The sequence below is a fragment of the Enterocloster lavalensis genome (assembly GCF_046603895.1).
Lineage (GTDB): Bacteria > Bacillota > Clostridia > Lachnospirales > Lachnospiraceae > Enterocloster > Enterocloster lavalensis.
In genome coordinates, this window is record NZ_CP176637.1 from 1,659,422 (window position 1) to 1,682,795 (window position 23,374).

The 23,374-nt window shown below is 49.6% G+C and carries 15 protein-coding genes and 1 CRISPR repeat array; of the genes, 2 read left to right on the plus strand and 13 right to left on the minus strand.

Annotated features, from left to right (window positions below; genetic code table 11):
• The first annotated feature begins 32 nt into the window (after positions 1-32).
• On the plus strand, positions 33-1,238 hold the full coding sequence (locus ACK2JC_RS07280) for an IS110 family transposase (RefSeq protein WP_368282939.1): 1,206 nt from the start codon (positions 33-35) through the stop codon (positions 1,236-1,238).
• Between the two features lie 280 nt (positions 1,239-1,518).
• On the opposite strand, the gene ACK2JC_RS07285 is transcribed toward ACK2JC_RS07280, so the two are convergent.
• The 3 genes from ACK2JC_RS07285 to ACK2JC_RS07295 all read right to left on the minus strand — a co-directional run bounded on the left by ACK2JC_RS07285 (position 1,519) and on the right by ACK2JC_RS07295 (position 6,230).
• Positions 1,519-2,151, minus strand: coding sequence for a hypothetical protein (locus tag ACK2JC_RS07285; RefSeq protein ID WP_368272400.1), 633 nt, complete (start codon positions 2,149-2,151; stop codon positions 1,519-1,521).
• 74 nt (positions 2,152-2,225) lie between these two features.
• Positions 2,226-2,903, minus strand: a complete 678-nt coding sequence (gene nth, locus ACK2JC_RS07290; RefSeq protein ID WP_320936315.1) for an endonuclease III — start codon at positions 2,901-2,903, stop codon at positions 2,226-2,228.
• A 21-nt stretch (positions 2,904-2,924) separates the two neighbouring features.
• Positions 2,925-6,230 (minus strand): UvrD-helicase domain-containing protein, encoded by a 3,306-nt coding sequence (locus ACK2JC_RS07295; RefSeq protein ID WP_368272398.1) that lies wholly within the window; start codon positions 6,228-6,230, stop codon positions 2,925-2,927.
• Between the two features lie 173 nt (positions 6,231-6,403).
• On the opposite strand from ACK2JC_RS07295, the gene ACK2JC_RS07300 reads away from it, so the two are divergent.
• Positions 6,404-7,003: an HNH endonuclease signature motif containing protein gene (locus ACK2JC_RS07300; protein ID WP_320936313.1), complete on the plus strand. Its 600-nt coding sequence runs from the start codon at positions 6,404-6,406 to the stop codon at positions 7,001-7,003.
• A gap of 223 nt (positions 7,004-7,226) precedes the next feature.
• Here ACK2JC_RS07300 and ACK2JC_RS07305 read toward each other — a convergent pair whose 3' ends face one another.
• The 10 genes from ACK2JC_RS07305 to ACK2JC_RS07350 form a co-directional block, all read right to left on the minus strand.
• Positions 7,227-7,940: a class I SAM-dependent methyltransferase gene (locus tag ACK2JC_RS07305; RefSeq protein ID WP_320936312.1), complete on the minus strand. Its 714-nt coding sequence runs from the start codon at positions 7,938-7,940 to the stop codon at positions 7,227-7,229.
• 304 nt (positions 7,941-8,244) lie between these two features.
• Positions 8,245-8,661, minus strand: a complete 417-nt coding sequence (locus tag ACK2JC_RS07310) for a YjdF family protein (protein ID WP_320936311.1) — start codon at positions 8,659-8,661, stop codon at positions 8,245-8,247.
• 299 nt (positions 8,662-8,960) lie between these two features.
• Positions 8,961-14,304: direct repeats of the CRISPR family, unit length 33 nt; unit sequence ATTTCAATCCACGAGGTCTTCGCAGACCTCGAC.
• Between the two features lie 391 nt (positions 14,305-14,695).
• A complete protein-coding gene (cas2, locus tag ACK2JC_RS07315; RefSeq protein ID WP_107434541.1) occupies positions 14,696-14,986 on the minus strand; it encodes a CRISPR-associated endonuclease Cas2 in 291 nt (96 codons plus the stop codon).
• Positions 14,987-14,994: 8 nt separating this feature from the next.
• Entirely contained in the window at positions 14,995-16,026 is a 1,032-nt protein-coding gene (gene cas1c / locus ACK2JC_RS07320; protein WP_276952668.1) for a type I-C CRISPR-associated endonuclease Cas1c, read from the minus strand.
• A complete protein-coding gene (gene cas4 / locus ACK2JC_RS07325) occupies positions 16,023-16,688 on the minus strand; it encodes a CRISPR-associated protein Cas4 (RefSeq protein ID WP_107434543.1) in 666 nt (221 codons plus the stop codon). Before cas4 ends, cas1c begins: the two co-directional genes overlap by 4 nt.
• Positions 16,688-17,578 (minus strand): type I-C CRISPR-associated protein Cas7/Csd2, encoded by an 891-nt coding sequence (gene cas7c, locus ACK2JC_RS07330; protein WP_107434544.1) that lies wholly within the window; start codon positions 17,576-17,578, stop codon positions 16,688-16,690. Before cas7c ends, cas4 begins: the two co-directional genes overlap by 1 nt.
• Before the next feature lies 1 nt (position 17,579).
• The gene (gene cas8c / locus ACK2JC_RS07335; RefSeq protein WP_320937419.1) at positions 17,580-19,352 is read right to left on the minus strand and encodes a type I-C CRISPR-associated protein Cas8c/Csd1; all 1,773 of its coding nucleotides are present in this window, start codon (positions 19,350-19,352) and stop codon (positions 17,580-17,582) included.
• Positions 19,349-20,005: a type I-C CRISPR-associated protein Cas5c gene (cas5c, locus tag ACK2JC_RS07340; RefSeq protein ID WP_118756607.1), complete on the minus strand. Its 657-nt coding sequence runs from the start codon at positions 20,003-20,005 to the stop codon at positions 19,349-19,351. The genes cas8c and cas5c overlap by 4 nt, the downstream gene beginning before the upstream one ends.
• Before the next feature lie 24 nt (positions 20,006-20,029).
• A complete protein-coding gene (cas3, locus tag ACK2JC_RS07345) occupies positions 20,030-22,168 on the minus strand; it encodes a CRISPR-associated helicase Cas3' (RefSeq protein WP_320937418.1) in 2,139 nt (712 codons plus the stop codon).
• Between the two features lie 108 nt (positions 22,169-22,276).
• Positions 22,277-23,152, minus strand: coding sequence for a DUF6304 family protein (locus ACK2JC_RS07350; RefSeq protein WP_320937417.1), 876 nt, complete (start codon positions 23,150-23,152; stop codon positions 22,277-22,279).
• Positions 23,153-23,374: the final 222 nt, after the last annotated feature.

The window sequence follows — 23,374 nt, forward strand, 5'->3', positions numbered from 1 at the left end:
CAATATTCTTTAGGAGTGACAAATTTATGAACATGAACGCTGTTGGTATTGATGTTTCCAAAGGGAAAAGTATGGTCGCCATTCTACGACCTTATGGAGAAATCGTTTCTTCTCCCTTTGAAATCAAGCACACTTCCAGTAACATCCAATCCTTAATTGCGCAGATCCGATCAATCGATGGTGAATCACGCATCGTTATGGAACATACTGGCCGTTACTACGAACCACTGGCTCGTGAGCTTTCTCTGGCAGGTCTTTTTGTAACTGCCGTAAATCCTAAGCTCATTAAAGATTTTGGAGCTCATTCCCTCCGCAAAGTAAAATCTGATAAAGCTGACTCTGTAAAAATAGCTCGTTACACCCTTGACAGTTGGACGGAATTGAAACAGTATAGTCTTATGGACGAACTACGCAATCAATTAAAGACCATGAACCGTCAGTTTGGCTTCTACATGAAACACAAAACAGCTATGAAGAATAACCTCATCGGTATCCTCGATCAGACTTACCCTGGTGTTAATACTTACTTTGATAGCCCTGCCCGTGAGGACGGCAGCCAGAAGTGGGTTGATTTTGCTACTACATACTGGCATGTGGACTGTGTTCGTAAACTTTCATTAAATGCATTTGTCGACCATTATCAGAAGTGGTGCAAACGCAGGAAGTACAACTTCAGCAAAGACAAGGCTGAAGAAATCTATGGGGCCGCAAAGGAGCTTGTTCCTATACTTCCAAAAGATGATCTAACCAAGCTGATCGTGAAACAGTCCATAGAACAATTAAACACTGCTTCCAGAACCGTGGAAGAACTCCGTACCCTGATGAATGACACAGCCGCCAAGCTGCCTGAATATCCCGTTGTTATGGGGATGAAGGGTGTTGGCCCGTCTCTTGGTCCTCAGCTTATGGCTGAAATCGGAGATGTCACACGCTTTACCCACAAGGGCGCTATCACTGCATTTGCTGGTGTAGACCCAGGTGTCAATGAATCCGGAACCTATGAACAAAAAAGCGTTCCAACCTCCAAACGCGGCTCATCTTCCCTCCGAAAAACCTTATTTCAGGTCATGGACTGTCTCATCAAAACAAAACCGCAGGACGACCCTGTATATGCGTTTATTGATAAGAAACGTGCTCAGGGAAAGCCTTACTATGTCTACATGACTGCAGGCGCTAATAAGTTTCTGCGTATCTATTACGGAAGGGTAAAAGAATATCTAATGTCTCTTCCAGAATAGAGAATACCGCATCCTTTCAGACCAGCGGATAACGGTGGTCTATTTGTTGTACCTGAAATTTAATCAACAATAAATCTTGAAAATTTCTCATTTTCCTATTGACTTTTTATTTGCAGGCTCAAAAACTCAACCTTTATATTTCCACCGCGCCATATTCTCCCATAAATCCCCAATTTCCTAGTGCGAATCCTCCTACATTTTCATGTTCACTTAGGATTCGCACTATGTATCCTCTACATTTTTCTCCGCCCACTACATTCTATCTCCTATCGCCCCATTTTTAAATCTCACACTCCCCCGCTACATATCGCCTCAAATCAAGGTTTCCGTTCAATATCAGTTCCTTCACCATCCGCAACATAGTCTCCCGCTCTTTTACAGTGATTTTCATGACTTCGCCTTCGGAACAAACTTCCACCGGTATCTTCATACCCACTCCCTCAAACCCACAATCCACCTCCCGGATCGCCGGATCCTTTTCCAAATACAACCGCAATGCCGCAGAACCAGACCCGTTTGCGTCGGCCAACTCGCCCGCTGCTTCCTGTTCGCCGCATATCCTCCATATATTGAAGAATGTTTCCGCAGCAAACTGAACCGTCACTTTATAATGGCTCACATCCCTCATTTCCAAAATCCAGGACGGTCCCTTCAGCCAGGGATACTGCTCTGTCATTAAAACCGGTGATATTTTATCCGCCTCTTCCATGGCTTGCCGTATCCCAGTCAAAAGCATTTCCGGCAGGTTTTCCCCGCCAAAAAGGCAGGTATACTGCTCAAACGTGCGCTCCGACCGGGACAGCCGAATCATTTCCGGCTGGACCATATTGATGCCGCGTCGTTGCAGGGCTGTGATCATCGGCTCCTGCACGAGCGCCTGACACAGTGGTATATAGTTTCGTTCGATTGTCACGGACTTTTCCACCTGTTCACCTCTCTCAGATTCCTTTCGTCGGACTTTAACCGGCGTGTCGCTTCGCCGATGGCTCACCGGGCCGTTTTTCCCGGTTTCTCCTCGATTCGTTTCGCGCACCACTTCTCCAACGGACATATTTCACAGTGCGCCTTTCTGGCTGTGCACACCGCTCTCCCATGATAAATCAACTGAAAATTAATACGGTTCCAGTAATCAACCGGCAATACCTTCTGCAACTCCAGCTCAACCTGCACGGGATTCTTCCCCAAAGCCCACCCTAAACGGCGGGAAATTCTGAATACATGGGTGTCCACCGTCACGCCTGGAATCCCGTGGGCATCCGCCAGGTACAGTGTCGCGGTCTTGCGGCCTACTCCTGCAAGCCTGAGCAGTTCCCCGATTGTTTCCGGAACCTGGCCCGCATATTCTGATACGATCTGACCGCAGCACTTTTTGATGTTTTTGGCCTTACTTTTGTAAAGACCAATGGATCGGATATTCCGTTCGATTTCCTCCACCGGGGCGTTTGCCATATGCTCCACTTTCGGATAATTCCGGTACAACTCCGGCAAGACTTCCTCCACCTGCTTATCCGTACTCTGGGCGCTGAGCATAATCGCTACCAGGAGCTGCCACGGTTCTTGATGAAAAAATCCCGTCTTGGTTGTCCCGTATAAACGATCCAGCTGTTTCAAAACCGGCATGACCTGCTTTTCCGTATCGATTTTCTTCTGTCTTTCCTCTGACATCTGTACTCTCCTGCGAAGCATTTACATAAAATCGAAAAGGCTCAGCTGCCTGGCCGCTTCTGTCTCTCGCGGCGGATTCGCGCGTTGGGCCAGGAATGTTTCATTTGGCATATGATCCAAAAATGGTGATGGTTCTTGGGAAGTAGTTATAATCAGTTCTTCTTTTGCCCGGGTCATACCCACAAAAAACAATCTCCGCTCTTCCTCAACATCGATCCGGCCGTTTCCATTTTCCAGAGGAATCAGGCCCCTTCGCGCTCCATAGAGCAGCACCACGGGGAATTCCAGACCCTTGGAGCCGTGGAGGGTCATCAAGGTCACCGCATCCGCCGTGTAACTCTTTTTGCCGCAGCGTTTCAGATCGCTCTCCCGGCCGAAGGTCAGGTTTTCCAGAAACTCCGGCATATTTTTGTAGAAAACGGACGTGGAGACAAGCTTCTGCATGGCTGCGTCCTCGGTCAGGTCCAGGTCCGTGATCCATGAATCAAGCATTTTCTGCGGGCGGGCCTTTTTAATCTGCTTCCTATATTTGTCAACCATTGACTGAAATACGCAGTCGGAAATGCAGTCCTCACCCAGTCCCCACAGCAATTTCAGGCACAACCGCCGTGACAGCCCATCGTCGGGATCCGCCAGGCTGCGGAAAAAGCAAATGGTTCCACGCACGCTGTCCGCCTCAAGGTACTCGTCGCGCCCTGCCACAACATACGGGATTCCCTCGCGCCTCAGGCATTTTTCCAGCAGATCCGCCTGGCGGTGGGTGCGGTACAGCACCGCTATTTCGGCAAAGCTTCTGGGCCGGCGGTCGTCAGGGCAGGAAAATCCCTCCTGCGCGTCCAGCATGTCGATTCCACCGATCAGGCGGTTGATTTCCTTTGCCACAAATATGGCTTCCGCCATCTCACCTGTGGCGGTCACCACCCGCACCGGGTAACCCTCCCCGCGGTTGGCCTTCAGACAAGGCCGGGCGCCGGGATTGATGGAAATCACGGCTTGCGCCGCAGTCAGCACCTGAGGGGTGGACCGGTAGTTCTGCTCCAGCCGGATCACCTCCAGCCCCTTCTCATCCGCCTCCAGGCGCTCGAAGCATTTCGCATCCGTCCCGCGGAAGCTGTAAATCGCCTGATCCGGGTCGCCGATCACAAACAGTTCTCTCCCGCCTCGGTTCCATGCGCGGATCAAACGGTACTGAACCGGGTTGATGTCCTGAAACTCGTCCACCAGCAGATAGGAAAATGCTTCCGGCTCCATTTGGGACTGCTCTGCAAGCTCCAGCGCTTTCAGCAGCAAGTCATCGAAATCCAGAGCGCCGATCTGAGCCAGGCCCTGCTGATAATTTTCCGCGGCCGCTTCCAACTGGGCGCGGGTTGGCTGGGAGGGTGCGGACGCATGATCCGCCTGCATTTCTTCCTGCTCCGCTTCCTGAATTTCCGCCTCTACCTCATCCGGGGCGCTGCCCGCTTTTTTAAGGGATATGTAGCGCAGAAGCCGGGACGGTTTTATGGACAGGCCCTCCGCCCGAATGGCTTCGCGGGCAATTTCCAGCATTTCCGACTCGTCTGCCATCAAAAATTCCAATCCCTGCTTTCTTAAGAGATCGAAGCAGATCGAATGAAATGTGCCGATCCGGAGTTTTTTTACGGCCTGCTTCCCGCCCATTTTCTCTTCCAGACGGATGCGCATCTCCTCCGCGGCCTTGTTGGTGAAGGTGACGGCGGTGATCTGCGTCGGCTTCACCCTCCGGGTTTCAAGTAGATAGGAAATACGCTCCACCAGCGTTCTGGTCTTGCCGGTTCCCGGCCCTGCGATCACCGCTACCGCCCGTCCCGCAGAGCGGACCGCCAGCGTCTGTTCGGGATTTAAGACCAGCGGAAAATGAACGGTTGAGGCGGCATTTTCAGCCATTTGTAAAATTTCAGGATCGGAATCCGGCCCGGAAAAAGGCGTATTTTCCGCTGGCGAGGAGGCCGGTGAAGAGGCGGAAACGTTGTCATTTTCTACGTCTTGAATCGCTCCGGCCGGCGCTGCCACGGCGGCGGTTTCATCCGCGGTCCATCCGGCAAACAGGCTGAGCTGCCCGTCCAGATTATCGATCTCGGAGGGGGTGAACAGTTTGATTTTCCCGTATTCACCGTCAAATCCGGGCAGGCGCTCCACCTTTCCCTCCCGCAGACGGCGAATGCCCTCGGACACCAGATAGCCGGCGTTTTCGCGTATGTCCTCAATGGGGATCTCCCGCAGGATGGAAAACTCAGTTCCCAAGCCGGCCAGCATTTCCTCGTACTGAACCTGAACCTTTGCGCTGGCGGCGGAACGGCCGGTGGAGGCCGCAATCACCTCCGGAAGGGGCACCAGACTTTCAAATGGACGCGCCCCCTCCAGCTGGAATCCCTCTTTCCGGTCCGCCAGCTGCTCCACGCGGTGGGACACGCCAATCGTCAGCTTTTTGCCGCAAACCGGGCATTTCCCGTCATAACGCTCCGCTTCCACGGGACTGAGGCAGAGGTGGCATTTCCGGTGACCGTCAAAATGGTATTTGCCCTCCTCGGGGAAAAACTCAATGGTACCCTCAAGACCGTCGCCCCGCTGGATGGCTCCGTATAGGCCCTCGTAACTCATTTCAATGTTCAAAAGATTGGCCTCGCGGCCCAGCTTTGACGGGGAGTGGGCGTCGGAATTTGACACCAGCTGATAGGAGTCCAGCGCGGAAAGCCGCCAGTTCATGGGCGGGTCCGAGGACAGGCCGGTCTCCATGGCATGAATGTGGGGCGTCAAATCTTCATAGCACTCCTCCACCGTGTCAAACCCGGAAAATGCTCCGAATAATGAAAAATGGGGCGTCCAGATGTGCGCCGGAATGTAGATGGCTTCCGGACAGATTTCCAGGGTAATCTCCAAAAGGTCCCGACAGTCCAGGCCCAAAATCGGCCGGCCGTCGGAGTGGATGTTCCCAATGGTTTCCAATTTTCGCGAGAGCAGTTCGGCGGACTCAAGGCTGGGCAATAAAATCACGCTGTGCACCTTGCGCACTTTTCCATTCTTTTTATAGATGGAACTGATCTCGCCCGAGATGACAAAACGGGTCCTCCCGCTGCCTGCCAGGGTGCGGTCGCTCAGCCGCAGATCGTCCTTCAGCGCGTACAGTCCATCCTCTGCCGGAACCAGCTTTTCCTGCAATTCCTCCCGCCACGCCGGATGGGTAAAATCCCCGGTGCCCAGAATCTGAATTCCCTTACGCCCTGCCCAGTAATCCAGCTGTTCCGGCGTCAGGTCCTTGCTGGTCGCCCGGGAATACCGGGAATGAATATGTAAATCCGCTATGTACATAATGGTCACCCGCTTTTGTTTAAGATAAGAAATATTATAATCGGCTTTGAGGCAGGTTGCAAGGCGAAACAGAGGGGACATACGGTTGGAATGTCATTTTCCGTTTACATAAATAGAATTTTCTGGTATTCTTTCCTTATCGTTGCTTTTTTGCAGAGGAGGATTACATACTTATGAAGCGTAAACCGATCAAGGCAAAAATACCAGAAATTGTAAATTATTGGTTCTCCCGCATTGATGAATCGGACTTTAGCGTGGACGCAGCAGAGGCCCACGAGCGCTGCTGGCGCTGCGGCTGCAAACGCAATCTGGAGCGCTGTCACATTGTACCGGACTCCCTGGGAGGCAAGGATGAGCCCGCAAATCTGGTGCTCCTCTGTGCCCGCTGCCACGCGGAAAACCCAAATGTGACGGACCCGGAGATCATGTGGGACTGGCTGAAAGCCTACAAAGTGCCTTTTTACGATACGCTCTGGTCCATTTTGGGATTGAAGGAGTATCGGTTCATTTACAAACGGAGCTTCTTTGAGGATCTTGCGGCCCTTGGAATCAGTGATCCTGAGGAACGAAACAGGGAGATGAGGGATATTAAGAGGATCGTGTACCGGCAGGCAACCGTCCCCTTTGGGCAGCCCTATTTCAACACTGCGACGGTGGCTGGGTTATACCGGATGCAGTTGAAGGAGCTGGCACAGAAATTGGGGAAAACGTTAACGCAGGATGACAGCTCTGAGGGAATATCGGGTAAAATGCCGTGGTGGCTGGAGACTTGAGGATTGGGGATGGATTTAAGATTTTAGATCAAGCAGTGAGTTTAATGGATATTATCCAAAATTGGTCTGTGTTTTGACGGTGGTACGTGTCGGTGCGGCGTTGAGACAGCGGTGTGATGGGCTTTGGCAGCAGATATCTGCCCGCTTTGTTCGCAGTATGGAACGGTCAATTATGTGGAAGCGCGGAATGCGCTTCCACATTGCTTCCCGATTTTACTTTGTACTATTTTGTGCAGACAAACGCTCCCATCCGGAATTCCTGCTCCGAAAGGCGGGCACGGATGGTAAAGCCAGCCTTCTCCAATGCATTTTTGTATTCTTCTTCCGAAAAAAGCGTTATGTGCTGGACGTGGTGGAACTGCTGCACGGCTAATCCTTTTCCGATCAGGTGGAACATTTCCACTTCAACTTTGTCCCCGGAAGCGCGTTTTACGGTTTCCATCCGGCAGAACTGCAGGCCATCCCGCTCCCGGCAGTCGGCAACGATCTCTTCTGCAAATGTTTCCTTTGTTCCCCAGGGCGTCAGGATCAGCACGCCTCCTTCCTCCAGACACTCCCAAACGCAGCGGATTCCATTTTCCATGCGCTGTAAATTTTCCGCAAATCCGATGCTGCCGTAGAGATTGACCGCCGCTTTATATCGATGATTCAGTTTAAAATCCAGCATGTCTTCCTCTAAAAATTCTGCGGCCGGCACTTTTTCTCTGGCCTTTTCCAACATTTCCTTGCTCAGATCAATTCCCGTAACCTGATAATGTTTTGCCAGATATAGGCTTTGTTCTCCTGTGCCGCAGGCAATGTCCAATATACGGGTATTATCCGATTGGCTATATTGTTCAATCAGTTGTATTACTTTTTCGGTCTCTTCCTCATACTCTTTTGGCTCTACATACATTGCGTCATAATAATCCGCTATGTTTTGAAAATTAGCTGGCATCTTGGTTGCTCCTCTCAAATTGGTTTACGGCGCCGTTAATTTTATTTTACCAGGAAAGTTGAAAATGAATAGACTTATAATATGTGTTGTGTTATAGTAGTAAATATCTCGTGCCTGAAAATGGTACGTTTTTTATTGGGGCAAAATCGGGTAATTGAGTGATAGGCGGATCGCAAGGGCCCGCAGGCTGCGCCAGCGGTCCAATGTTTTCAAAAGAAAAGTCCTGTGGACGGAAAATGCTTCCTGTCCGCAGGACTTTTTTGTTTTTCGAAAAGCAGATGAATGGGGTTTTACAGAGATTGAATTATCTGCCCCGGTGCTTTTCCTTACGTTTTTGCTGCTTCAGCTCAAACAGGCGCTGTTTCTCTTCCTCTCTTTTTTGCCGGCTCAACACCTTGCGCTCTGTTTTCATCTGCTCATGCTGCAAGCTCAGTGCCTGTTGGGATTTTGTTCCAATCCCAACATTCTGAACCTCGCACCTGGCTTCCCGCTGCATTCGCTTGGGGCTTGCCGGACGGCTTTTCACAGTTGCTTCCACAGCCGGACTAAACCGCAGCCCGAAGTAACCTTTCCGGATGAAATCCAAAACCTCGTAGTCCTTGGGTTCCGGGCCGAACGTCACTTTACATGCCTCTAACTTCCCGGCACTCACCCGCTCAAAAATTCCTACCCAAAAAGGATCTTCGAAAAATACTTGTAGGGTTACCGCTGCCTTGTCCATTTCTTGTCCTCCTTAAAAGTTTGAATGGGCAAAGAACGGACGACCTAAGGAGGAAGGCTACTGACGGCTTGAGAGGAGAGATTGGAAGATGAGAAGCCGCAACTGGACTACCAACCAGTTTGCGTTTTTATCTTTGTCATTTTTGTTTTACGCTGTTTTATTATAGTATGTAAAAGTTGAGGATGCAAGGAGATTTACTGGCTAGAGCCCATTGATATATTTTACATAATAGAGCCAATCTGAGAGGTCTTTTCAGACTTCGACACTATGAGCAGGTCTTTGGCGTATCTGCGGACGAAAATTCAATCCACGAGGTCTTCGCAGACCTCGACAGGCAATTCCGCCGGAACTGAGCCGGACTGAGATCCAGATTTCAATCCACTAGATCTTCACAGACCTCGACATCTTACTGGTCAATCAATCCTACTGGTGTGACGATTTCAATCCACGAGGTCTTCGCAGACCTCGACAAACCGTCCTTGGTAAGCTCTATGCGGCTTTCCTATTTCAATCTACGAGGTCTTCGCAGACCTCGACATGATGGGTTGCAGTGGTTGGATACGCTGAAAAATATTTCAATCCACGAGGTCTTCGCAGACCTCGACTGGACGTTCTCCATGCTTAAGTCAAGATCCCCCAATTTCAATCCACGAGGTCTTCGCAGACCTCGACAGTACGAATACATTCACCGCAAGGTCAGCAACATGGATTTCAATCCACGAGGTCTTCGCAGACCTCGACAATCTCATATTCATCAGTATAAAAAACACCATCAATTTCAATCCACGAGGTCTTCGCAGACCTCGACACGATTTCCAAGTGATAATGTGGGACGTTACATAATTTCAATCCACGAGGTCTTCGCAGACCTCGACCCAGTACTGGGAGTGACATCACCGTATACGCAATATTTCAATCCACGAGGTCTTCGCAGACCTCGACGGGGGATTACCTGATCCGCGGGGCCGATGTGGCATTTCAATCCACGAGGTCTTCGCAGACCTCGACCGGATTGCTGACCTTATACCGTAGGGGGACATATATTTCAATCCACGAGGTCTTCGCAGACCTCGACTGACAACGGAGTTACGTTCTGGCGCAACGGAGATATTTCAATCCACGAGGTCTTCGCAGACCTCGACCAGCCCCGATAATCCACGGCGTACCAGCCAACAGAATTTCAATCCACGAGGTCTTCGCAGACCTCGACATGGTGTGGGCGGTTATAAACTCCTCCTTTGCTATTTCAATCCACGAGGTCTTCGCAGACCTCGACCCGCAGCAGATCAGGATTGTCAAAAACACTGCTCGATTTCAATCCACGAGGTCTTCGCAGACCTCGACTTCCTACGTGGCAAGCCATTATGGAAAACTATGATTTCAATCCACGAGGTCTTCGCAGACCTCGACCAACGCCGGATTCAACAAAACCGCAGTGATTCAGGAATTTCAATCCACGAGGTCTTCGCAGACCTCGACGATTCAGTATGACTCCAAAACCGGATCGCTCAACGATTTCAATCCACGAGGTCTTCGCAGACCTCGACTTTATGCTACAGAAGTCTTTTTAGAGCGAAATAATTTCAATCCACGAGGTCTTCGCAGACCTCGACATGCATACATTTCAATGTCAAGCAGCGAGTTAATGTATTTCAATCCACGAGGTCTTCGCAGACCTCGACGCTGATGGACGTTACTGGTGGCAGCGTGTAGACGATTTCAATCCACGAGGTCTTCGCAGACCTCGACCGGCCTGCTTCCGGGCGATCCGGTTCTTTTGGCGATTTCAATCCACGAGGTCTTCGCAGACCTCGACTGTATCCCGCTTTGATCGCCGCCTTGGTAGCGTTATTTCAATCCACGAGGTCTTCGCAGACCTCGACTGCCCTCTTCAATAATTGGCATTGCGGCCTTCAAATTTCAATCCACGAGGTCTTCGCAGACCTCGACCCGGATATGTCAGATCATCCCGCCTCAGATCAGATTTCAATCCACGAGGTCTTCGCAGACCTCGACTTTTTGTCCATGATAGTCGGGTAGTTCCGGTATATTTCAATCCACGAGGTCTTCGCAGACCTCGACCCGTTCCTTTTCTGTGATCTCACACCCAGCATATCGATTTCAATCCACGAGGTCTTCGCAGACCTCGACTAACACTAAGGTTAATAACACTGAGGATTACATTATTTCAATCCACGAGGTCTTCGCAGACCTCGACTCTGGCACTCGATTCCATTTATATCCATTCCTGAATTTCAATCCACGAGGTCTTCGCAGACCTCGACCGGCTGACCCGGGAGCCACAGAAGCAGCTAGAGCAATTTCAATCCACGAGGTCTTCGCAGACCTCGACTCGATACGGAGATTGTTAGCCCGGTTCCGGCCATATTTCAATCCACGAGGTCTTCGCAGACCTCGACACATGTACAACGATATTCAGGCATCATGAAATCATTTCAATCCACGAGGTCTTCGCAGACCTCGACCCTCACAAGCGCGGATATAGTCCTTGTGCTTTTCAATTTCAATCCACGAGGTCTTCGCAGACCTCGACTTCATGGCATACACCAGGTCCTCCAGGGCGTCTTATTTCAATCCACGAGGTCTTCGCAGACCTCGACATCATCAGCTCCACCCTTTCCTATCACGCGTGCGATTTCAATCCACGAGGTCTTCGCAGACCTCGACGATTCCATCCTGTCGCATTTTCACCAACTTTTCATTTCAATCCACGAGGTCTTCGCAGACCTCGACCTGTTCCACGATATTCTCTATCCATTCACGTTTCGATTTCAATCCACGAGGTCTTCGCAGACCTCGACACCGGGTGAGTTGAGAATTGATGGCTCCCCATTATTTCAATCCACGAGGTCTTCGCAGACCTCGACCTTTTTCATTTCTCGTAACTCATACTCCAAAAGCGATTTCAATCCACGAGGTCTTCGCAGACCTCGACTGGGTCATATGTTCCCCATCCGGTGAAACATATATTTCAATCCACGAGGTCTTCGCAGACCTCGACGCCGGGCTGGAAATATTGTTTTCAATCGTACCTCGATTTCAATCCACGAGGTCTTCGCAGACCTCGACGCAAGCGTTCCAGCCAATAGGCCAATTCCAATAGATTTCAATCCACGAGGTCTTCGCAGACCTCGACACCTCTCCCGTTGCTGCCGCAGTCCCATTTCCCTTATTTCAATCCACGAGGTCTTCGCAGACCTCGACTGGCGCTTCACAATCTGCCGGTATCCCATCATCAGATTTCAATCCACGAGGTCTTCGCAGACCTCGACTCAACCCTTAAAGCCCCCTTCAATAAAAGTTTCCATTTCAATCCACGAGGTCTTCGCAGACCTCGACGTTGTTGTCACTCTGCCGCTGGTGCTGAATGTTTTCTTATTTCAATCCACGAGGTCTTCGCAGACCTCGACCCATGAACCAAAATAAAACGATAGCCGCCACCGAATTTCAATCCACGAGGTCTTCGCAGACCTCGACTACAAGGACCGCCGAAACCGTATCAAGTGCAACAATTTCAATCCACGAGGTCTTCGCAGACCTCGACCGGCCATGTCTGGCACCTCCTTCCTTCTTATTTAATTTCAATCCACGAGGTCTTCGCAGACCTCGACAGACTCGCCTCGAGCTTTATTATAAGCGCGAGGAGATTTCAATCCACGAGGTCTTCGCAGACCTCGACCCGGAATAACCACAAAGGACAACGTGCTCGTACCATTTCAATCCACGAGGTCTTCGCAGACCTCGACCTTACAAGCTCGGGTGCAGACTGCCGGATCTTATATTTCAATCCACGAGGTCTTCGCAGACCTCGACCCGGTAAATCTGATCCCGTACCGCACATTTTTGATTTCAATCCACGAGGTCTTCGCAGACCTCGACACAGAGACCGCTCACCATTGACGACCTCAACAAATTTCAATCCACGAGGTCTTCGCAGACCTCGACAATTTACCGGTGCAAAAAAGATGCAATTTACTTTATTTCAATCCACGAGGTCTTCGCAGACCTCGACTTTGGTGCAATGACCGCCACTGGTGGTACATGGCAATTTCAATCCACGAGGTCTTCGCAGACCTCGACACAGTTAAATTCTATTAATTTCAGTTGGTTATTATTTCAATCCACGAGGTCTTCGCAGACCTCGACTCAGCTACCCGCTTATGCACCGTTTCCGGCTAGATTTCAATCCACGAGGTCTTCGCAGACCTCGACGGCAAGTCCGCCAAGATCATCAAGACGGTGGAGATTTCAATCCACGAGGTCTTCGCAGACCTCGACCCGGCTGACCCGGATCGGCGTGCTTGGCCATGAATTTCAATCCACGAGGTCTTCGCAGACCTCGACGAGCTGAAAGCCTATCATGTGATTTACCAGAGCAGAATTTCAATCCACGAGGTCTTCGCAGACCTCGACCAGGACAGGGGGTAAAGATTTTCCTCAGAAATATGGATTTCAATCCACGAGGTCTTCGCAGACCTCGACCCCAGCAGGGATATCGAACGGCTCTGTTCAGCGGAATTTCAATCCACGAGGTCTTCGCAGACCTCGACCAGTACCCTGCTGATATATGATGGTTACACAGTTCTATTTCAATCCACGAGGTCTTCGCAGACCTCGACTTCTTCGGCCTCCTGGTGACATTATGGTATGTTTTATTTCAATCCACGAGGTCTTCGCAGACCTCGACTGAATACCAGCGGCAGATGTTTCGCTATAAAGCAATTTCAATCCACGAGGTCTTCGCAGACCTCGACCCCGGCAGATACGCCTGCATTGTATTTCCAACGATTTCAATCCACGAGGTCTTCGCAGACCTCGACGCCACCTCTATGAGTGGGAGAGTGCCGTCGTCCGGATTTCAATCCACGAGGTCTTCGCAGACCTCGACCTGCTGCCAGAACTCAAAACGCTGGTCGCTTTCCATATTTCAATCCACGAGGTCTTCGCAGACCTCGACGGAGTTGATACTCAGGACAACCGCCTCGAGTATATTTCAATCCACGAGGTCTTCGCAGACCTCGACGCGCTTGACCGGCAGCTTGCGGATTGTTTCCTCATTTCAATCCACGAGGTCTTCGCAGACCTCGACCCAAAAAAGAATAATGAGGGCAGCAGCTATATCATTTCAATCCACGAGGTCTTCGCAGACCTCGACTCTGTTTTCTCCCCGCCAGGACCAGGAGTCTGTATTTCAATCCACGAGGTCTTCGCAGACCTCGACCCATGCTGCGCTCAAAATACTCAGATAGCGGCGTATTTCAATCCACGAGGTCTTCGCAGACCTCGACAACGATGTGGATGAGATCATCCGCAAGCAGAGAATTTCAATCCACGAGGTCTTCGCAGACCTCGACGTTGTTTTACCATTTTTTCTACCTTCAATGATCAATTTCAATCCACGAGGTCTTCGCAGACCTCGACAGGGAATTGTTTCCCGCCGGTCGCCGGTGATGGTATTTCAATCCACGAGGTCTTCGCAGACCTCGACATAGCTTGATCAGATATCGTATTGGCAATTTCCGTATTTCAATCCACGAGGTCTTCGCAGACCTCGACGGTGATTGACCGGCTCTTCTGGAGCCAGTACGCATTTCAATCCACGAGGTCTTCGCAGACCTCGACAGCAAACATGCCCAATAAAAAGCATATCATTACAGCACATTTACACAAATATCATTCCACTTCACTACATTCCCCCAAGTTCTTTTATTAAATAGCCTCCCCATTTATCAACACTCGTCTATTATTTCGGTGCGAATCTGCTGGGGAATTTATGTTCACTTGAGTTTCGCACTTGAACGTGTTGATCGACCAATTCCTATAGCCGCCCTAAAGGAATCTCCACTCAATCTGGTACAACTTTAAAATACATACTCACCTCCTCAAACGCTTCGGACTAATCACGCCCTATAAACCCATGAGATACTCACCGTTTATTTACATTTCTCTTGAAATTCTCTCTTCGTCCCATTCATTTGAGCCGACTTTCCGGAAAAACACCGATCAAACGCTCTCAAAAAAGCAATGGTTCTTCCACATTAATCCCTTTGCAAAGTCCCACGTGCTCCACTTTTGCTTTGTGGCTGTTTCCCAAATGATAAAAGCGCAGGCTGTCAACCTCTTCATCAATCATACTACACAGTTTCGACTTCAGCAACAGAAACTGAGCATTGTCAAGAACACATTCAAATACGGAGTTTTGCACCCGGGTCCCATAGTTCACGCATTCTTTGGCAACCTTACGCAGCCGGCTTTTTCCAGCGGGTGTTTCTGTATTGACATCATATGTTACCAGCACCAGCATAGCCTCACCTACTTCCAGAAAAATGGCGGATATTCATCGATATCACCACGTAAATATCTTGACAACAGCATCGCCTGCACAAATGGTATCATTCCCCACTCCACTTTCTCTTGTAAAAACGGATGGGTTATAATCTCCTTTTTCTTGTTTTGCCATTCGGTCAAAAGCAGCTTTATGGATTGATCACCCATCAGAACCGCTCCGTCCTCTTTTTTTGTAAAGTCCTTTTTTGTAACCATCTTCCGGTTAATCAGCGTCAGGACAAAACGGTCCGCCAGTACAGGCCTTAATTCTTCCAGCAGGTCCTGGGCCAGAGATTGCCTTCCCGGACGGTCCGTATGCATAAACCCCACATATGGATCCAACCCTACTGTCTCAAGGGCGGCTGCAACCATATTTCCCAAAAGTGTATAAACAAATGAGAGCATGGCGTTTACGTTGTTTAAGGGAGGACGCCTTGTCCTAGTTTCAAATACAAAATCCTTTTTCTGCTGTAAAATCAACTGATCAAACACCCCAAAGTAAACGCTGGCAGCCTCGCCCTCGTATCCTCTGAGCTGATCCATGTCTTTGCACTGCTCTATATTTTGCAGGGAACATTTCAGAAATTCCGATGCCCGCCCTATTTTATCTATATCCACTTGCAAAGAATGGTCACGAACGGCCCGTTCCAGAACCCTCCTGCTATTATACACCTTTCCCAATATAAAATTTTTCGATATTTCCAGACAGGCTTCCGGTTTTTCGGAAATTTGATACTGCTTTTTTCTGAGCAGCACGTTACCTCTCGCCCCACCGGTGACACGGGCCAGATATTTGCCTTGTGGCGTCAAAAAGCATAATGAGATATTCCGTTTGGCACAACCACCCATGAGGGCTGGGCTGACGCCTCTGTAACCAAATGAGACGATTGCCTCCAGATTGTGAAGCGGGATCCGCCCCATCTCCTGCCCCTCATTAAAAATCACCACATTTTCTCCGTCCAGTGAAAGATAGCTCTCCGGTGTTGTAACATACAACGTATTTAACAATTTTTTCATTCTTCATCCCCCGAAATAGCATTTTGGATATAGGACTTGACAGACACAGCTTTTCCCAGTTTGGGGACACAGATATCCTTCAATGAACAGGCGTTGCAACTTTTTGACCACTTTACCTTGGGCGTATATCTTCTATCATACATCTGATGCATTTCCTGGAACGCTTTTTGCACTTGATCCCGGAGTTGCGCTGTAAATTCCACTGTCTCTCTGCGCCGTATTTCAGCATAGTAAAGAGCGCCTTCCTCAATTTTTATGGACAACATCTCCTCCAGACACATCGCCTGAGCGGTTAATTGTAAAATATCCATCTCCGTAGCTTTAGGCTTTCCTTTTTTGTATTCGACTGGATATGGGACAAATAATCCCCTGTGCCCGTGGAGTGAAATACCGTTCTGATCCTCCCGGAACTCAACGATATCACAGACACCGCTCACTCCCATTTTCCGGGAATGCACCGGGAGTCCCCGGCTGATTACCACATCATTGCGCTTCTCCATGAAAAAAGAATCGTGGGCCCGATTATGAAGCAGTTCCCCTGCAACCGTCCGCTCATTTTCCTGCCACTGCTGCTCGATGTGAATCAGGGCCCACTGCCTTCTGCAAAATGCAAAATGTTGTATACCGGAAAGCATTAAATAATCATCTTCCCTGTATTCCATTATATTTTTCTCGACACCTCCACCGTATCAGGGATCTTCTCTTCGTGGACTTCGACACAGTAGTCGCTGTATTTTCTGGGATATAGGACGTCGTCGTGCTTTTTCACTTTAACTGCCTCGAACAGCTTGTACGCCGGGCAATCCCCCAGTTCTTTGCTGTGCTTAAATACAATCAATTCGCGCACCGCCATTTTCCCGCGGGCCGCCGAATGGTCGATCTCGAACATATTGATAATGGCTTCCCATAACAGTTCCAGATCTTCCTCCGAAAATCCCGTCACCTTTCGAGCGAGATTGGCTGATATGTAGCCCTCTGCGCGGTATAGTGCATAAGGCACGATATTCTTTCTGCCCATCTCCGTTTTCTTATTTTCAGCATCTTTTTCCGTTGTAATTGCAACACGGGTAATGGTGACCTCCTGGCTTATAATGGGATCAATACTCCTGGCAAACCCCAACTGAACAGGTCCCCTGACTTGTCCGCAGTTCAATGCCGCCTTTACAAATGTGGTCATCACAGCGCCAAATGTACGGATATCATAAAAATTCCGGCACATAAAGTCACGGATTTTCCGATCCACATCCGGGTCTTTCTTTTTCAACTCCTTGACGTCCTTGTCGTTGGTTTCCAGATATTCGTACGCCATGTTATCGCTGCGGTTCAGCGGCACGTCTTCTTTGATATAAATTTTAAAGCCGGGTTCGTCCTCTTTTACGGTCTCAACATAATTGCGGATTTTCCGTTTCAGACATACGTCTGTGACCAGTCCATAGCCGCTTTCGGGATCAATCCTCGGAAGATTCCCGGCGTCCGGGTCACCATTGGGATTTCCGTTCTCTACGTCAAATAGCACCACAAACTCATACCGGTTTTTAATCACTTCAGCCATCTCACTTATCCTCCTTTTTTTCATATCGTTTCTGGGTTTGATGATAGTAACCGAGAATAAACATCCCCTGTTCTTCCAGTGTCAAGCGCCTCGGACAGGCAGTTTTTTGATCGTCCTTCAATAGCAGCTTTCCCTGTAAATCTTCAAGCAATGTTTCGTAGTAAATCACTTTATTACGACTATTTATTTTTCGGATATGACTATTTTTCAGCTTAAACAGCACCGGAAAGATGATGGCCGGAGTAGCGCATGCCGCATTGAAATACCGGTCCTTTATCGTGGCGTTGATACCCGGATTTGCCTCTTCCTGAATCGCCTCCAATACGGCAAATTCCCGGCCAAGAACATACGCCGGATTGCTGCAGTTCTCATTTAATCCCACCGTTATCTCCTCCTTTTTGATTGTTCCGTTTCGCATAAGATAGGCTTTAATAATTGCCGCCCTCCCCCTGGTTATCTTGTATATACGGTTATCAGGATTATCCTGATCCGCCCGTATTCTTCCGATCACCTCCTGATACAGCGAATTCGGATACCGGCTGCCGGAAATAATCGCCCGGTATACGGCTCCCGCCATATTTGAAACAGGATTCTTATCCCTGGACTTTTTATTCACTGTCTCCTGCAGCATCCGCCACAAGCCCAGATACTCGATCGAATCATTTGACGGGCGGACAATTTCCATCTCGTCATAATGGCGTTTCAAATTTTTGAGAATGCCGCCGAAGGTATCCCGATAAAAGAACCGGACTGCGATTCGTGCCGCGTTTGGCGTCAACCCCAAAATGTAAAAGGGCTGGTCCAGAGAAATTTTCGTCTCTACATCTCCTACCGCAACCGCCTTCCCGGACTCCAGATTCTTAAAGACCCCATCCAGAATTTCCTGGTTGTCAATCGTGGGGTCCGCCGCCATACTGAATATATTTTGATAAACCTCTTCCGCCTCTTCCGACCAGTATACGATTGTGGTATCCCCAATCATTGAAGTGTGCTGTTTATCGGCCAACAGGTAGTTTAAAGCCGTCGTATAGGCATATGCCGCGTATATTCCAACCGGCGCGTTGAAACTCTGGGATTTTCCATGGGATTCAAAGGCAGGCGCATTGAAAGATACAAGGGCTGCACCGCTTGATTGCGCTCCGGGCAGCCCCTTTATCATGCCGTGGATACGCGCAATCTCCGCTTGCTGTCCTGTGACCAGACAAACCCCATCGGCTTTCCCGCCATCCCCGGCGCTGAAGCTCTCCCATGCCTCCTGTATATCCGGGTCTTCCTGCGCGAAATCCCTGTCATAGAAAAACACCAGGTTGGCGCCCGCCATAATTTCCTCCAGATATGGGATCAGAACCGGGCTGTCTGCGGCCTGATCAGGAGACCACTGCTGAAAAAAGCGTTTTACGGCTACGGCAGCCGGACTGTTTACGTTTTCTAAAATTTTCAAATGCTTCTCTTTCGCAGCCAGAAAGCATTCTCTGGAACGCTCCGGTTTTCCTTTGCTGTCAATGCCCAACAGATAGCTTGAATTATCACACAAAAAGTTGGCGGATACCCCTGACGATCGCGATAAGAACTGCGGCACCTTCATGTCGACGGGCAGCATGACCGTCTTTTTTCCCCGCTGCACCGGCTGTTTCAATGGAATAATTGCCAGCAATTCTCCATTCTCTGACAATTCCAGCCCAAATGACACCTTGGCGCTGCACCATCCCGGACGTGTTATTCGATCTGCACGTTCCAGCGCTTCATAATAATGCACCAACGACTGTAGAATCATCTCACCACCTCGCAGTCCCTCACATCCAATATGCCATTTCTCAGCACCGCACGGAAAAACATCGGCTTGATGTCCTCTGGATCGGAATAATCGAAATCGTATAGCATATATCCCAAATCCTGTTCCCTGCCGTCTCCATCCTCCAGATCATCCGCCTCGTAAAGTTCAAAGTTGGCAGGAAATTCCCGGCAGCCGAAATATGGCATATGGAAGCATTCTCCCCGGCGAAGGCGCCTCATAACAATATCTTTGAATTTTCCCGGATTATCGCCGGCGCTGGCCCGTTCGGTCATTTCAAAATGTGCCTCGATCAAGTAATCCACATCTTTTAATAGAATTGCTGCCCGCTGCACAATCTCTTCCTTGCTGGCAATATACAGTGGCTTTGAACTTCCGTTTACCGCCCTCAACACATTTCCAGCCAAAACCTTACTTTTGACCTCATTTCTTCGGATGCTCGTAAACCGAATCGGTTTTCTCACCTGAATTCTGTCGATCACCCACCGCATTCCCGGATGCCAGTAAATTGCCTCCAGAATGCCACGCGCAGCGGATGGCGGCATCACATCGTAGCTGCAGCGTTCCACCTTCATCTCCGGGCGGGCAAACAGTGCGTAATCGCCCCAAACGTGAACTCTCACTCCCCAGCCCATCTGTCTCCTCCTTTCTTATCTGCCTCAGGCAAACACGGCTTCTCCACGGCTTACATTGACAAGAAGCCCCATTTCGTCTGAATATAATTTTCTGTCCCGCAAAACATAAATCTGTTCGTCCAATGCTTCCAGCAAACCAGCCCCGTTCAGACTTTCAAAATCATTCTGATATACATTTACACAATATTGACCGGCTTCCCGCAGTAACTGCAGTGAATGCGCTCCATTTCGCAGACTTTCCACAATCTCCTGCGCTCTTATATCCCTGTCAATCAAAATTGCCTTTGTCTCATTTTCAATCAAGTGAAATTGCTCCGCCACTGTGGCAAACGGAAACAGCAGCGAGCGTGAGGCCTGCTCAAACTGATCGACAATATTTTTGGCGTCCAGCCCGTTTCCCCGGAAATGGTACAGGCGCTCGAAATATTCGTGAATCGCTTCCAAAGAGGATATATCTTCATACTTTCTGGCAATCTGCCCAGCCACCGTAATCGGAAGCTTTAGCTGACCAGGTATGTGGATATCCTCCGATTCCTCCAGCGTAAACACAACGGTTCGGCTTTCTTCCGGCTTTTCTTTACCTTCTCTGTTACACCGCCCTCCTGCCTGAATCACAGAGTCGATGCCAGCTAATTCCCGATACACCATTTTGAAGTCAAGATCTACTCCTGCCTCCACCAGACTGGTTGCGATCACACGGCAGTTCTGACCATTTTCCAGACAAGTTTTTATTTTCTTTAACAGATTTTTTCGGTGAATAGGATACATAAACGTTGAAAGATGGTATGTTCCGTCCCCTTTTAAGGCCTTATAAACGCTTTGTACGCGTTTGCGGCTGTTGAGAATACACAGAATCTGCCCATGTGTGTTCAACCGTTCTACCAGCGCTTCTTCTGTCAATTCTCCGATCATCTGAAACGCAGTCCGTTTGAAAAATACATACTGTCCCTGTATATCCGGGCATATTTCAACCGGACGCAGCTGCTGAGGAAAAAATGCTTCAAGTGATGGCTGTGTAGCGGTGCAGAGGACTGCCGTGCAATGGTAATTGGTAACCAGTTCGGTAATCACACGCGTACATGGTTTCAGATAGCTGGACGGCAGCATCTGAGCCTCGTCGAAAATGATAACACTTTTTGCAATATTGTGCAGCTTCCTGCATTTTGACGTCCGATTGGAAAACAGCGACTCAAAAAACTGGACATTTGTGGTGACAACCACCGGGCAATCCCAATTTTCAGCAGCAAGCTGTTTTCTCTTTAATTCTTCTGGGCTGTCATAGGAGACATTGCAATGGTCCTCCAATACGTTTATGTCTCCTAAAATATGTCTGAAAATTTGTGAAGTCTGCTCGATGATATTCGTGTAGGGAATCACATAAATGATGTGCTGCAAATGATGTCTGATCGCATGTTGAAGTGCAAATGCAAGGGAAGATATGGTTTTTCCGCCGCCGGTGGGTACTGTCAGCTGATACAAGCCCTGAGCTGCCTGCCCCTTGTCAAAACACGCTTGCAGTATCCGGGAACGCCTGCCATTGATTGTTGTCAAATCGGTATTTTCCAACCAGGCGGCTACATATTGCTTCAGGCGCTGCAGCAGAATGTCCATAGGCTCGGCGGGTTCTCTTCCGGTTTTGCCTTCCTTCATAAATTCTTCCGTATCCAGATAGTCGGCATCCACAAGGCTGGAAAACAGCATGCGCACGAAAAATGCGGCGCTAAATCCTCCCTTTCCCAGAGGTTTTAAAAGCGGAGCGGGGAACGCTGGAATCTCCACTTCGTGTTGAAATGCGCTGTAATCGTCCAAACGCTTTTTCATTCTTCCCATGAGAGTCGCCTCCCCGGCGGAATCTCCGAGGGTACCCCCGTCCAACAAACCGGAGTGATGACCTGAAATACAATATGCGCCAAAGACATTTCCCCGATTATATAGTTCCTTTGCTCCGGCTGTGGCATGGTCCGTGATCGGTCCCCCTTCATCGATTCTCCGTTTAAAGCTGGCGCTGTATTTGCCAATGTCATGAAGGAGCCCGCAGCCGTCCCCCCATTCCCTGCAATCAAATGCCGCGGCGAATTCACCTGCCAGCTTTTGCGTGCCCTGGAGATGTTCGGCGACTGACTGGGAACGGGTTTTGTCTTCGCTGTAGTGGGCTTTATACATTCGCTCTCCCCTCCCCTCTATACAACACATTGTAACATATTCAAGGGTAATTTCAATGTTTTTATGGAAATTATAACCAAGTTATCAACTCAGGAAATGATATTTCCTTCATGTTCCTATACCCCCAATCCCATCCACCATCCCCCGATACCCCTCGCACCGCGTCCGCTCCTCAAACTCCCCGCACACATTAGTCTCCTGCTCGATTTCACAATCCAGTCCTTCCAACCGATCAAAATACCCTGCCTTATCGTTCACAGTCAGGTAAACCTCCTTGTGTTCTCTATAACACAGCATACTCCCGAAATCGTCGCACCCGTAAGGCGAATAGTCGGAATACTGGCAGGTAAAGCAGCAACGGAGCAGATATTCCCGGCCGCATTTCCTGCAAATCTGCGACAGCGCCTGCTCAAAATACGTGGTGGGGTGGTCCGCTTTATAAGTATGTCCGTCCACCGTCAAACTGAACTCCGTACATACCGTGTCGTCCAGGTAAATTTCCCTGTCGTCACAGTAGCACCTGCTGCGCGCCCTGGAGGAACCGCAGGCCTCCATCCGGTAGGCGAAACGGATCATGCCTGCAATCCGCTCCCCATTTTCCCGACGCTCTGCCTCCACCGGAATCTCCACCTCCATGCTGTATCTCTGCAAGGCGTAGGCGTACGGCATAATCCGGTCTCCATATGCGACATAGCCGCCCCATTTCATCAGACAGAACTCCCGGGCCGCAGCCTCCGCCTGGGAAGGGTCCTCCAACTCAAAATCGCAGAGGTTGGAGCCTACGAAGGTGTAACCGCCCAGCGTCAGACGCAGGTCGTAACCATACCCCTGAGATTTTATAACGGAAATCTCCGCCTGGCAGTCGTGCCCCGCGTCCCTATATCGCACACGATAGCAGTATGGTTCCCGTAATCTTCCTCCGGCCAGCTTTTCACCCATCGCTTTTTCTTCCCTCTGTGCTTCCTTCAATACCTCTGCCCCCATATCTCCATCTCCTCCTGCCTTCTTGCTCTTATATCGGTCATGTAAAATGCCTCAGGCCCTACTTTCAAATTCTCTCACAACATTTTTCCGTTTCCCTCATTTTATCACACAGCCCCACTACCGGCTAGTACACGAGGCAGCCAAGATTAATTCCCAATTCCCAAACAGCCCTGATCCTCTTCCCGCCGCCTCCCTCATTTCCACTCCCGCCCCTCACAAAAA

Bases quoted from the DNA above. Each gene is read 5' to 3' on its own strand.
- ACK2JC_RS07280 (WP_368282939.1), top strand. From the start codon at position 33: ATGAACGCTGTTGGTATTGATGTTTCCAAAGGGAAAAGTATGGTCGCC.
- ACK2JC_RS07310 (WP_320936311.1), bottom strand. From the start codon at position 8,661: ATGGACAAGGCAGCGGTAACCCTACAAGTATTTTTCGAAGATCCTTTT.
- cas4 (WP_107434543.1), bottom strand. From the start codon at position 16,688: ATGGAATACAGGGAAGATGATTATTTAATGCTTTCCGGTATACAACAT.
- ACK2JC_RS07295 (WP_368272398.1), bottom strand. From the start codon at position 6,230: ATGTACATAGCGGATTTACATATTCATTCCCGGTATTCCCGGGCGACC.
- ACK2JC_RS07300 (WP_320936313.1), top strand. From the start codon at position 6,404: ATGAAGCGTAAACCGATCAAGGCAAAAATACCAGAAATTGTAAATTAT.
- ACK2JC_RS07305 (WP_320936312.1), bottom strand. From the start codon at position 7,940: ATGCCAGCTAATTTTCAAAACATAGCGGATTATTATGACGCAATGTAT.
- cas2 (WP_107434541.1), bottom strand. From the start codon at position 14,986: ATGCTGGTGCTGGTAACATATGATGTCAATACAGAAACACCCGCTGGA.
- cas7c (WP_107434544.1), bottom strand. From the start codon at position 17,578: ATGGCTGAAGTGATTAAAAACCGGTATGAGTTTGTGGTGCTATTTGAC.
- ACK2JC_RS07350 (WP_320937417.1), bottom strand. From the start codon at position 23,152: ATGGGGGCAGAGGTATTGAAGGAAGCACAGAGGGAAGAAAAAGCGATG.
- nth (WP_320936315.1), bottom strand. From the start codon at position 2,903: ATGTCAGAGGAAAGACAGAAGAAAATCGATACGGAAAAGCAGGTCATG.
- cas5c (WP_118756607.1), bottom strand. From the start codon at position 20,005: ATGGGCTGGGGAGTGAGAGTTCACGTTTGGGGCGATTACGCACTGTTT.
- cas3 (WP_320937418.1), bottom strand. From the start codon at position 22,168: ATGTATAAAGCCCACTACAGCGAAGACAAAACCCGTTCCCAGTCAGTC.
- cas8c (WP_320937419.1), bottom strand. From the start codon at position 19,352: ATGATTCTACAGTCGTTGGTGCATTATTATGAAGCGCTGGAACGTGCA.
- cas1c (WP_276952668.1), bottom strand. From the start codon at position 16,026: ATGAAAAAATTGTTAAATACGTTGTATGTTACAACACCGGAGAGCTAT.